Annotated in this window: 11 protein-coding genes; 8 read left to right on the forward strand and 3 right to left on the reverse strand. The window is 69.2% G+C overall.

The features are described from left to right. Positions 1–26 precede the first annotated feature (26 nt). Positions 27–1,595 (reverse strand): FAD-binding oxidoreductase, encoded by a 1,569-nt coding sequence (locus tag HJD23_RS22390; protein ID WP_171110489.1) that lies wholly within the window; start codon positions 1,593–1,595, stop codon positions 27–29. Positions 1,596–1,836: 241 nt separating this feature from the next. Here HJD23_RS22390 and HJD23_RS22395 point away from each other — a divergent pair, with 241 nt between their 5' ends. From HJD23_RS22395 to pstB, 7 genes are all read left to right on the forward strand, one after another. Further along, positions 1,837–2,334: a hypothetical protein gene (locus tag HJD23_RS22395; protein ID WP_171110490.1), complete on the forward strand. Its 498-nt coding sequence runs from the start codon at positions 1,837–1,839 to the stop codon at positions 2,332–2,334. Between the two features lie 279 nt (positions 2,335–2,613). Then, entirely contained in the window at positions 2,614–4,212 is a 1,599-nt protein-coding gene (locus tag HJD23_RS22400) for a S8 family serine peptidase (RefSeq protein ID WP_232107945.1), read from the forward strand. 184 nt (positions 4,213–4,396) lie between these two features. Beyond that, positions 4,397–5,050 carry a dienelactone hydrolase family protein gene (locus HJD23_RS22405; protein ID WP_171110492.1) on the forward strand — a complete coding sequence of 218 codons (654 nt, stop codon included), beginning with the start codon at positions 4,397–4,399 and terminating at the stop codon, positions 5,048–5,050. Positions 5,051–5,446: 396 nt separating this feature from the next. Next, complete coding sequence (pstS, locus tag HJD23_RS22410; RefSeq protein WP_171110493.1) at positions 5,447–6,580, forward strand: phosphate ABC transporter substrate-binding protein PstS; 1,134 nt, start codon at positions 5,447–5,449, stop codon at positions 6,578–6,580. Positions 6,581–6,688: 108 nt separating this feature from the next. Then, the gene (pstC, locus tag HJD23_RS22415) at positions 6,689–7,687 is read left to right on the forward strand and encodes a phosphate ABC transporter permease subunit PstC (protein WP_171110494.1); all 999 of its coding nucleotides are present in this window, start codon (positions 6,689–6,691) and stop codon (positions 7,685–7,687) included. After that, positions 7,684–8,739 carry a phosphate ABC transporter permease PstA gene (gene pstA, locus HJD23_RS22420; RefSeq protein ID WP_171110495.1) on the forward strand — a complete coding sequence of 352 codons (1,056 nt, stop codon included), beginning with the start codon at positions 7,684–7,686 and terminating at the stop codon, positions 8,737–8,739. Before pstC ends, pstA begins: the two co-directional genes overlap by 4 nt. A 46-nt stretch (positions 8,740–8,785) precedes the next feature. Beyond that, entirely contained in the window at positions 8,786–9,562 is a 777-nt protein-coding gene (gene pstB / locus HJD23_RS22425; protein ID WP_141314808.1) for a phosphate ABC transporter ATP-binding protein PstB, read from the forward strand. 422 nt (positions 9,563–9,984) lie between these two features. Here pstB and HJD23_RS22430 read toward each other — a convergent pair whose 3' ends face one another. Together HJD23_RS22430 and HJD23_RS22435 are read right to left on the reverse strand one after the other, a co-directional pair. Then, complete coding sequence (locus tag HJD23_RS22430) at positions 9,985–10,983, reverse strand: inorganic phosphate transporter (protein ID WP_171110496.1); 999 nt, start codon at positions 10,981–10,983, stop codon at positions 9,985–9,987. A gap of 7 nt (positions 10,984–10,990) precedes the next feature. Beyond that, positions 10,991–11,611, reverse strand: coding sequence for a DUF47 family protein (locus HJD23_RS22435; protein ID WP_171110497.1), 621 nt, complete (start codon positions 11,609–11,611; stop codon positions 10,991–10,993). A gap of 214 nt (positions 11,612–11,825) precedes the next feature. Here HJD23_RS22435 and HJD23_RS22440 point away from each other — a divergent pair, with 214 nt between their 5' ends. Continuing rightward, the gene (locus tag HJD23_RS22440) at positions 11,826–12,158 is read left to right on the forward strand and encodes a metal-sensitive transcriptional regulator (protein ID WP_141313929.1); all 333 of its coding nucleotides are present in this window, start codon (positions 11,826–11,828) and stop codon (positions 12,156–12,158) included. Positions 12,159–12,161 lie beyond the last annotated feature (3 nt).

The raw sequence follows: 12,161 nt of genomic DNA on the forward strand, positions 1-12,161 counted from the left end.
GCGCTGTCTCTCACAGTGCCTGCCTCTCACAGCGCCTGGGGGTACGTGAACACCCGGTTCGGGTCGTAGATCCGCTTCAGCTGGGTCAGGCGTGGTGCCGCGTCCCCGTAGTACGCCTTCCGCCAGTTCCTCAGCGTCGGGTCCGTGTAGTTCTGGTACGCCGCTCCCGACGCGTACGGACGCATCGCGCCGTGCGCCGAGGTCAGCCAGGACTGGGCCGTGCTGCCGGACGTGCCCGCACGCCAGGACGCGATGTACTGGGCCAGCATGCGCGAGCGGCGGTGGACGAAGGCCGTCGACGTGGGGGAGACGCGGTTGATCGCGCCGCCCAGGGCCGTGAAGGCGATGCTGCCCGCGCCGCCGCGCACCGACGTCAGCTGGGCCAGCAGGGTGCGGATGCCGGCCGCCGACAGTGAGCGGTCGAAGAAGTCGGAGCGGGCGGCGTACGTCTCGCGGCCCAGCGCGCCCTGGGGCGAGCGGCCGGGGGTCGTGCCGGGGAGATGGCACTGGGCGTCGGTGGTGAAGGAGGAGCACCCGGCGTAGACCTCCATCGACTCCTCGTACGAGCGCCGCTTGAGCGAGACGTGGGAGGCCGAGGCGCCGACGCGGGCGGCGAGGCGGTCCACGGCGTTCTGCAGTTCGCGGTAGGTGCCGAGGGAGAAGGCGGCGACGGAGACGGTGGGGGTGCGGCCGGGCGTGCTCGCCAGGTGGAGGGACGACCAGATCTCGTCGGGCTGGTCCGGTCCCCACTCCTGCCAGGCCTGCACGACCGCGGCGGCCTTGCGCCACGGCCAGGTCAGATACGCCGAGACCGCCTGCGGCGCCGGGTGGGTACGGAAGTGCAGTTCGGTGACGACGCCGAAGTTGCCGTTGCCCGCGCCGCGCAGGGCCCAGAAGAGGTCCTTGTGCGTGGTGGCGTCGGCGGTGACCCGCTTGCCGTTCGCCGTGACCAGGGTGGCCTGGGTGAGGCTGTCGCAGGTCAGGCCGTACGCCCGGGAGACGACCCCGTGGCCGCCGCCGAGCACCAGGCCGGAGACGCCGACCGTCGGGCAGGAGCCGGCGGGGATGGTGACGCCCTTGGCGGCGAGGGCACGGTAGACGTCGATCAGCTTGGCGCCCGCGCCCACCACGGCGGTATTGCCGCTGGCGCGGACGCGGTTGAGCTTTGAGACGTCGATGATCAGGCGGCCGTTTCCGGACGACCAGCCGGCGTAGGAGTGGCCGCCGTTGCGGATCGCCACGCGGAGGCCGCGGGCGCGGGCGTAGGCGAGGGTGGTGCTGATGTCGTCCGGGTGGGCGACGTAGGCGACGGCGGCGGGCTTCAGTGTGTCGAAGCGGGTGTTGTACAGCCGGCGGGCCGTCGGCCAGGATGCGTCGCCGGGGCGGACCAGGGGGCCGTCGAGATCGCGGGCGAGCGCCGACCAGTCGGCGGCGGCCGTGGCGGCGGTCGTACGGATGCCGGGGCCCGTCGGGGAGGTGGCCCGGCCCGTGGCGGGGGTGGCCGTGGCGGTGCCGGAACCGCCGCTGCACGCCACCGCCGACGCGATCCCGACGACCGCGGCGGCCCCGCCCCCGATGAACGTACGCCGTTCCATGAGTCCCTCCCGCTCCCACGCTTACGTGAGACGAGACGGCTCCTCGGGCGCCCGGGTTCCGCGGATCCCCGCTGCTGCCCCGCCCTGACTCATCGGCCCCGCGTGCCACGGCTTCTCCCGAGCGGGTCGTTCGAATTGCCGTGGAGCCAGCACCGACTTAACGTCAAGAACGTCACATTATGCGACAAAGCGGACACTGTCCGTGTGTCCGCTTCCGCGAAGACGCTCGAATGGAGCATTCATGTCGGTGATGACCGGTACCCAGCCCCTGCAGCAGGTCGGCTCGCAGGCCGGCGGCCCGCAGCAGATCGCGCAGATGGTCCAGCAGGCCATCCAGCAGGCGTGCCAGCAGACGGCCCAGCAGGTCGCGCAGCAGGTGCAGCAGACGTTCCAGCAGATCCAGCAGATCCAGCAGCAGCTCCAGATGCAGCCGGGCATGGCCCAGCAGGCGCACCCGTACCTGGCTCTCGCGCTGCACCGCTCGCTGCACTCGGGCATCCGGCACGCGGTGGAGCAGTCCGTGCAGCAGGCGCTGCCGACCGCGATCGTGACGCTGCTTCAGCAGAGCCAGCAGGGTCAGCAGGGTCAGCAGGGTCAGCAGCCGTGGGGCGGCGGTGGGTTCGGCCAGCAGCCCTACGGGCAGCAGCAGCAGTTCGGCCAGCAGCAGCCGTTCGGCCAGCAGTACCAGCAGCCCGGCTTCGGCTTCGGTCAGATGAGTCAGCCGTTCAATATCGGCTGACCTGAGGGCGGCGCGATGCGGTGTGCCCCGGAACTGCTCCCGGGCACACCGCATCAGCGTGCGAGCGCGAGCCGCCCCGTCGCCGGATCAGAAGCACAAGTTACGACGTAGGCGTGGTGAAGGTGGGACGTGATGGTCAAGGAAAGGCCCGGAAACAGCCGCGCGAGCGGGTCGGAGGGCGGCGACGCCGCAGGATCCGAACCCGAGGGCAGGCGAGCAGGGCCGCGTGAGAAAGGCGCGCAGTCGGCGCGCCCGGTGCAACCGCGTCGCGAGCGGTACATGGCGACACCGCTGCCGCAGCACCTGCTCCCGCCGGGAGTACCCGAACTCGGCTTTGACGCGATGTGCGATCGGCTGGAGCGCATGCCCGAGGTCAAGGTGATCCGCAAGCTCCAGCCGTCGGAGAAGCTCCGGTCGGGCGGGGCGCCCCCCTCCTGCCCGGAGATCGCGGTGGTCGAGGCGGCCGAGGCCCAGCTGCCGGCGATGCGGTCGCTGCACCTGCACATCGAGCCGGACCTGCCGCTGTCCGGCACCGGTCCGGCGCCCTCGCCGGCCACGCCGGCCACGGGGATCGTGCCGCTGCACGATCCCGCACTGGTCGCGCCGCTCGTACAACCCGCGGACATCTCGCTGCGCGTCTGCGGCCCGGAGGGCGAACCGCTGGCCGGTGCGGCGGTGTACCTGATCGGGGCGTCCTGGCCGGCGCAGGGCATCACCGGTGCCGACGGGACGGTCACCGTCACCCTGGCCACGGACACCCAGGAGTCCGTTCAGTCCCTGTATGTACGGCCGGCCGGCGGCTACGTGGACCGCTGGATCCACCGTCCCGACCTGTCACTGACCGGCGAGAACACGGTCACCCTCACACCGCTGGACAAGGCGTACCCGGGGCTGGACGAGAGGCAGCAGTACGGCTGGGGCCAGCAGGCCATGCGGCTGGACCGGCTGCCTCCCACGTTCCGTGCCTTCGGCATCAAGGTCGCGGTCATCGGCTCCGGTGTCGCCTCCGAGCACCCCGACCTGAAGCAGCGAGCGCGCTCCGGAGCCGACTTCGTCTGCGGCACGGAAGAGGGCTGGGCCCAGGACGCGGTGGGCACCGGCACCCACGCGGCGGGCGTCATCGCCGGGGCGGACACCGGCAAGGGCGTCATCGGCATCGCGGTCGACGCCGAGCTGGAGATCTGCCAGGTGCAGCCCGGCGGCTGCTTCAGCGACCTGATCGCCGCGCTGGACCACTGCATCGACCACGAGGTCGACATCGCCCACATCGCGGTGGCGACCCCGTACGCGTCGGCGCTGGTCTCCCGCAAACTCGCCGACGCCCTCGCGGCAGGCATCGCCTGCGTCGCGCCGGCGGGCGACTCGGGCGGACCTGTCTGTTTCCCCGGCTCGCTGCCCACCGTATACACCGTGGGCGCGCTCGGAGTCTTCGGATCCTTCCCGCCGGACACCTCCCAGGCCACCCATGTCGGCCCCCAGCTGACACCGGAAGGGCTGTTCGCCGCGCCGTTCAGCTGCTACGGCCCAGGTGTCGACGCCGCCGCTCCCGGCGTCGCGGTCCTCTCGTGCTCGCCGCAGGGCGGTTACACGGCCTTCGACGGCACCGGGACGGCCTCGGCCCACGTCGCCGGACTCGCCGCTCTCGTGCTCGCCCACCACGAGGACTTCCACGGTCAGCTGCTGCCCCGCGGACCCGGCCGGGTGCAGCACCTCTTCGACATCATCTCCGCCAGCTGCCGCCCACTGGCCGCCCCGGGCACCATGGACGCGGCCCGCGTCGGCCGTGGCCTGCCGGACGCCCTCGTCGCCTTCCACCTGGCCCCTGGCGTGCAACTCGCACCCGCCCTGTCCCCCTACGTGCCGACCCTGACCGGATAGGCCCGCCTGAGCCCCGAATACCTTCGGCATCCCCGGTGTTCGTCCCGCGTCAGCGCGAGGAACACCGGGGACCGCCCGTTTGTGCGGGCGGCTGTGTCGGCTTGTGCCGGCGACGCGTACCGGCTCTGTCCTCGGGTAGTCGGGGCACGAAGAGCCCAGCGACCCCCCACGTTGGGAGAAGCAGATGATCTCCGACCTGGTACTGGTGCCCGCGAGCGGGGCCCCGCTCGCAGGCGATCTGGTCGTTCCCGGCCCGGTGCGGTCGGTGGTTGTCATCGCCGAGGGCAGCAGCAGCTCCCGGGGCAGCTCGCGCGACCGCGCGCTCGCCGACACGTTCCACCGGGCAGGGATGGGCACGCTCCTCCTCGATCTCCTCACCGAACTGGAGAAGCGGGCAGACGCACGCTCGGCCGGGCATCTCTTCGACGTGCCGTTCCTGGCTCAGCGGCTGGTGGCCGCCATCGACTGGCTGGATCAGCGGCCGGAAACCGCTGACGTCCCGGTATGTCTGTTCGGCGCCGACACGTCGGCTCTCCTGGCAGCGGCGGAGCGGCCTCAACGAGTCTCGGCCGTGGTCGTCCGGGGCGGGCGTGCGGACCTGACGTACGACGCGCTGCAGGGCGTCCGGGCCCCCGTGCTCTTCATCATCGGCGGCGATGACGAGACGGACCCGCGAACCAACCAGGAAGCGGCCGCACAGCTCGGCGCGCCGAGCGAGGTCCACGTCGTGCGTGGTGCCACGCATCTGTTCCATGAGCCGGGTGCCTTTGAGGAGATCGCCGCTGCGGCTCGGCAGTGGTTCGACTCCCACCTGGGGAGCGGACACCGATCAGCCTGACCGCTCGGCCATGGCGTCCTGCGGTCCGCTTCGGTTACCCGCAGTCACCCCTGTCGCCCGTCCGGGATGACCCGTACAGTTGCGGTCCGTGTAGCTTGGTGCGGCATGTCGCATATTTTCGTGTCTGGTGGGGTTGCGGAGAGTGGCTGACAGTGCACGCGCTGGTAGGGGCTCCGCCGGGACCTGTGCGTGCTCTCCCCGTAAGCATTCCGTGACCTAACCACACCGACCGCAGGGGTTCACCCTCCGTTCACTTACGGCCATAGGCGGCTTCACCTGATCTGCCTAATTTCGGCCTTACCGGTGAACGGGCGTGCTCGAATACGCGTCCGCGCCGACCAGCAGACTTCGCACGCCGCCGATCAGGACGGCGGCTCCTGGAAGGAATTCCCGAAAGTGAAGCTTCAGCGCATGAACCGGCGGGCCCTCACCCTCGGTGCTCTCGCCGTCTCCGGCGCCCTGGCCCTCACGGCGTGCGGCTCCGACGACACCGGAAACGGTGGCGACTCGGGCGGCGCGACCACGGCTGCCACCGGCTCCATCGACTGTATGGACGCCAAGGGCCAGATTCTCTCCGACGGCTCGTCCGCGCAGAAGAACGCGATCGACGCCTGGGTCAAGAACTTCACGGCTGCCTGCCCGGACATCCAGATCAACTACAAGGCCGGCGGCTCCGGCGCCGGTGTCACCGCGTTCACGCAGGGCCAGGTTCCCTTCGCCGGTTCGGACTCCGCGCTGGACGCCGAGGAGGTCGCGACCACCAAGGGGACGGCCTGCACCGACGGTGGTCAGGGCATCAACCTCCCGATGGTCGGCGGCCCGGTCGCCGTCGGATTCAACATCGCCGGTGTCGAAAGCCTCGTCCTCGACGCGCCGACCATCGCCAAGATCTTCGACAGCAAGATCACCAACTGGAACGACCCGGCGATCAAGAAGCTGAACCCGGACGTCGAGCTGCCGGACCTCAAGATCCAGGCCTTCCACCGCTCGGACGACTCCGGCACCACCGACAACTTCACCGCGTACCTGAAGGCCGCCGCCCCGAGCGACTGGAAGTACGAGGGCGGCAAGACCTGGCAGGCCGAGGGCGGCCAGGCCGCCGCGCAGTCCTCCGGCGTCGCTCAGCAGGTGAAGCAGACCAACGGCGCCATCGGCTACTTCGAGCTGTCGTACGCCAAGGACGGCATCAAGACGGTCGCCATCGACAACGGCTCCGGCACGCCGGTCGAGGCCACCGTCGAGAACGCCACCAAGGCCATCGCCGCCGGCAAGGTCGTCGGCACCGGCAAGGACATGGCCATGGAGCTGGACTACGCGACCAAGGCCGAGGGTGCCTACCCGATCACCCTGGTCACGTACGAGATCGTCTGCGACAAGGGCAACAAGGCGGACACCCTGCCCGCCACCAAGGCGTTCCTGACCTACATCGCCAGCGAGGAGGGTCAGCAGATCCTCGCTGACAACGACTACGCCCCGATGCCCGATGACATCATCACCAAGATCCGCGAGACCATCGCGGGCCTGAGCTGACCCGAGTGCGGTCCGGGTCCCGCCCCGCGCGGGACCCGGACCGCACCGTCCGGTGCACCGCCGCCAGGAGCCGTACGCCGTGTAGGGCTCCGCAGACCGGAGAACTCGATGGACATAACAACCAAGAGCACTGACGCATCACCCCCGCCCACCGTGACCGAGCAGAAGCGCGCGGCGCGGGGCGCCACCCGGCCCGGAGACCGGATCTTCCTCGGTCTGTCCCGCGGGTCGGGCATCCTGCTGCTGTCGATCATGGGCGCGATCGCCGTCTTCCTCACCTGGCGTGCCGCCCTCGCCATCAGCAAGGACGAGGGCAACTTCCTGACCACCTTCGAGTGGAACACCAACGCGAACCCGCCGGTCTTCGGTATCGCCGTCCTGGCGTTCGGCACCGTGGTGTCCTCGATCATCGCCATGGTCATCGCGGTTCCGGTCGCGGTCGCCATCGCCCTCTTCCTCACCCACTACGCCCCGCGCCGGCTGAGCGGTCCCATCGCCTATGTGATCGACCTGCTCGCCGCCGTGCCGTCCATCGTGTACGGCCTGTGGGGTGCCCTGATCCTCGTACCGCACATGAACGGCCTCTTCGGCTGGCTCGACACGTACCTGGGCTGGACCGGCATCTTCTCCTGGGAGGGCGGCGCCCCCCGGTCGATGCTCACCGTGGGCATCCTGCTCGCGATCATGATCCTGCCGATCATCACCAACGTGAGCCGCGAGGTCTTCCGCCAGGTTCCGCAGATGCACGAAGAGGCGGCCCTGGCCCTCGGTGCCACGCGCTGGGAGGTCATCCGGATGGCCGTGCTGCCGTTCGGCCGCTCCGGCGTGATCTCCGCCTCGATGCTCGGCCTCGGCCGCGCGCTCGGCGAGACGATGGCCGTCGCGACCGTGCTCTCCCCGACCTACGTCATCCAGCTGAGCCTCCTCGACCCGGGCGGCGGTACGTTCGCCCAGAACATCGCCAGCAAGTTCGGCGAGGCGACCGAGTTCGGCCGTGACGCGCTGATCGCCTCCGGTCTGGTCCTGTTCGTCATCACCCTGCTGGTCAACGGCGCGGCCCGGGCGATCATCGCCCGCCGCAAGGAGTACTCGGGGGCCAACGCATGAGCACCCTTACCGAAGCGCGCACCAGCACCCTGCGCGGCGCCAGCCTGCCCAAGTGGGCCCCGTGGGCGATCGCCGGCGGCTCCGCCGTCCTCGCGGTGGGCATCGGCATCGTCGGTGGCCTCGACAGCAGGGTCCAGTGGGGCCTGATCGCCGCGATCCTCTACGTCCTCGCCACGTTCGTCATCGCGACGAGCGTCGAGGGCAAGCGGCAGGCCAAGAACCGCCTCGCGACCTCCTTCGTCTGGGTCGCGTTCCTGCTCGCGGTGATCCCGCTCGCCTCCCTGGTCTACGAGACCGTGAAGCGTGGCGTGAAGGTCCTCGACGGCTACTTCCTGACCCACTCGATGGGCCTGGTCGCCGACTCCGAGCCGGGCGGCGGTATCTACCACGCGATCATCGGCAGCCTTGAGCAGGTCGGTCTCGCCACGCTCATCGCGGCGCCGATCGGTGTGCTCACCGCGATCTACCTCGTGGAGTACGGGCGCGGCGCGCTGGCGCGGGCCGTCACCTTCTTCGTCGACGTCATGACGGGTATCCCGTCGATCGTCGCCGGTCTGTTCATCCTCAGCCTGATGCTGATCTTCGAGATGCAGCCCTTCGGTTTCGCGGGCTCGTGCGCGCTGGCGATCCTGATGATGCCGGTCGTCGTGCGCTCGACGGAGGAGATGCTCAAGCTCGTTCCGAACGAGCTGCGCGAGGCGTCCCTGGCGCTCGGTGTGCCCAAGTGGCGCACGATCCTCAAGGTGGTCCTGCCGACCTCCCTCGGCGGCATCACCACCGGCGTCATGCTGGCGATCGCCCGTATCGCGGGTGAGACGGCGCCGGTGCTGCTGCTGGTGTGGGGCTCCTCGTTCATCAACAACAACCCCTTCGAGGGCCCGCAGCAGGCACTGCCGCTGTACATCTACCAGCAGTACGCGAACAGCGCGGGCTCCGGGGCGGCGTACGACCGTGCCTGGGCGGCGTCCCTGACGCTGATCGCCTTCGTGATGATCCTGAACCTGGCGGCCCGCGGCGTTGCCCGCTGGAAGGCCCCGAAGACCGGTCGCTGACGCGGCCACTCAGCGACCGATTTCTGAAAGAAGCAGTGATTTCCATATGGCCAAGCGCATTGATGTCAGCGGCCTCAGCGCCTACTACGGTTCGTTCCGTGCCATCGAGGACATCTCGATGACCATTGAGCCTCGTTCGGTCACGGCCTTCATCGGGCCGTCCGGATGCGGCAAGTCCACCTTCCTGCGTACGCTCAACCGGATGCACGAGGTGACTCCGGGCGGGCGGGTCGAGGGCAAGGTCATGCTCGACGACGAGAACCTGTACGGGGCGGGGGTCGACCCCGTGTCCGTGCGGCGTGAGGTCGGCATGGTGTTCCAGCGGCCGAACCCGTTCCCGACGATGTCGGTGTACGACAACGTGGCGGCGGGGCTGAAGCTGCTGGGGTCGTACAAGAAGTCCCAGCTGGACGACATCGTGGAGAAGTCGCTCAAGGGGGCGAACCTCTGGAACGAGGTCAAGGACCGGCTGAACAAGCCGGGGTCGGGGCTGTCCGGTGGTCAGCAGCAGCGGCTGTGCATTGCTCGGGCGATCGCGGTTGAGCCGAATGTGCTGCTGATGGACGAGCCGTGTTCCGCGCTCGACCCGATTTCCACGCTGGCGATCGAGGATCTGATCGGGGAGCTGAAGGAGCGCTTCACGATCGTCATCGTGACCCACAACATGCAGCAGGCTGCGCGTGTGTCCGACCGGACCGCGTTCTTCAACCTGTCTGCGGTGGGGCAGCCGGGGAAGCTGATCGAGATCGACGACACGGAGCGGATCTTCTCCAACCCGTCGGTGCAGGCGACGGAGGACTACATCTCCGGTCGCTTCGGCTGACGTATCGACTCCTCGCGGTGCTGCATGGCGGTGCCACCGCGAGGACCAAGGGCCCGCCCCTGGCTCCCGGGGGCGGGCCCCCGCTTGTTTGTGGGTGCTGCGGGTGCGGATGCCTGCGGCGGCCTGCGCGGGTGGTGTGCGTGGTTGCGGTAGCGCCTACGGTGCGGGGTGTGGGTCGGGGCCGCGCCGGGGGGTGTCCGTCCTCGGAACGGCGCGAAATCGGTCACTTACCAACTCACCCGTGTTGACGCGCCAACCGCTGCGGGCGGACACCCCCCGACACGGCCCCTTCCGTGCGTCCGCGAGTGCGGCTATCGCCGTGGCGTGCGTGGTGGCCCCCGCCCGCGACGCCGGGCTGCGGGGCGTCCCCGGCTCGGGCGCGGCGGCACCCCGTTGCGTCGGGTTGCGCAGCGCCGGGGGTTCTAGAGGAACGCCAGGTGTACGAGACCGAAGGCGCAGGCCGCTACCGCTGCTGCTGCGGGCATGGTGATGAACCAGCCCAGGACGATGTTCTTGGCCACGCCCCAGCGGACCGCGTTCACGCGCTTCGTTGCGCCGACGCCCATGATGGCCGAGGTGATGGCGTGGGTCGTGGAGATGGGGGCCTTGAAGAGGAAGGCCGTGGTGAACATGATCGACGCGCCGGTGGTTTCGGCGGCGAAGCCCTGCGGGGGGTCGAGTTCGATGATGCGGCGGCCCAGGGTGCGCATGATGCGCCAGCCGCCGGCGTAGGTGCCGAGGGAGAGCATGAGGGCGGAAGCGATCTTGACCCAGAGCGGGATCGGGTCGCCGTAGTCCTCCACGTCGGCGATGACCAGGGCCATGACGACGACGCCCATCGTCTTCTGGGCGTCCTGGAGGCCGTGGCCCAGTGCCATGCCGGCCGCGGAGACGGTTTGCGCTATGCGGAAGCCGCGCTTGGCCTTGTGCGGGTTGGCGCGGCGGAAGATCCACATGATCGCCGTCATCACCAGGTAGCCGACGATCAGGCCGACGACGGGGGAGACGAACATGGGGATGATGATCTTGTCGAGGACGCCGTCCCAGTAGACCTGCGTGCCGCCGGCCAGGGCCGCGCCGACCATGCCGCCGAAGAGGGCGTGGGAGGAGGAGGACGGGAGGCCGAAGTACCAGGTGACCAGGTTCCAGGTGATCGCGCCGAGGAGGGCGGCGAAGAGGATGCCCATCCCCGTGGAGCCCTGGGGCGTTTCGATCAGGCCCTCGCTGACCGTCTTGGCCACCCCGCTGCCGAGGAACGCGCCGGCCAGGTTCATGACCGCGGCCATGGTGAGGGCGGCCTTCGGCGTCAGAGCGCGCGTCGACACGGATGTGGCGATCGCGTTCGCCGAGTCGTGGAAGCCGTTGGTGTAGGTGAAGAAGAGGGCGACCAGGATGGTCACGACCAGGGCGAAGGTGTCCATGAACGGGTCAGGACTCCTTGACGGCGATGGTCTCCACCGTGTTCGCCACGTGCTCGAAGGCGTCCGCCGCTTCCTCCAGTACGTCCACGATCTGCTTGAGCTTCAGGACCTCGATCGCGTCGTACTTGCCGTTGAAGAGGTGGGCGAGCAGCTTGCGGTGGATCTGGTCGGCCTGGTTCTCCAGGCGGTTGACCTCGATCCAGTACTCGGTGAGGTTGTCGAGGGTGCGCAGGTGCGGCATTGCCTCGGCCGTCAGTTCGGCGGCGCGGGCGAGGACTTCGATCTGCTGCTCGACGCCCTTGGGGAGTTCCTCGATGTTGTAGAGGACGACCAGGTCGACGGCCTCCTCCATGAAGTCCATGATGTCGTCGAGGGACGATGCGAGGGAGTAGATGTCCTCGCGGTCGAAGGGCGTGATGAACGAGGAGTTCAGCTGGTGGAAGATCGCGTGTGTGGCGTCGTCACCGGCGTGTTCCGCTGCCCGCATACGCTCCGCGATCTCGGCCCGGGCGGAAGCGTCCGCCCCGAGCAGTTCCATCAGGAGTTTCGAGCCGGTGACGATGTTGTCCGCGGACGCGGCAAACATGTCGTAAAAGCTCGTCTCCCTGGGGGTCAGACGAAAGCGCACGTGGGGTCCTCGGGGTGCTTCGGTTTCGGACAGGCTGATGCTAGGCGCATCATCCGGCCACGGCTAATGGGCCGTCCCCCAGTGTCGCCCATGAACTCCGTGCATCTGTACGGGGGCGGTTCGGCGGCCGGCTCCGGGCAGGGGCCAAGGGGCCTATACCCAGCAAAGTTCGGTACGATATACCCAGTAGGGGTATGTGGATGGAGGGTGCGCGATGACGACCACCGAGGCCGGCGAGGGCGTGGTGACCGACCATGACCGGGGCATCCACGGGTACCACAAGCAGAAGGACGAGCATCTGAAGCGGCTGCGGAGGATCGAGGGGCAGATCCGTGGGTTGCAGAGGATGGTCGATGAGGATGTGTACTGCATCGACATACTCACGCAGGTCTCTGCTTCCACGAAGGCTCTGCAGTCCTTTGCCCTGCAGTTGCTGGAGGAGCATCTGCGGCACTGCGTCGCCGATGCCGCGCTGAAGGGCGGGGACGAGGTCGACGCCAAGGTCGAGGAGGCCACCAAGGCCATTGGGCGGTTGCTGCGGACGTGAGCT

The sequence above is a fragment of the Streptomyces sp. Z423-1 genome (assembly GCF_013009255.1).
Classification (GTDB): Bacteria; Actinomycetota; Actinomycetes; order Streptomycetales; family Streptomycetaceae; genus Streptomyces; species Streptomyces gossypiisoli.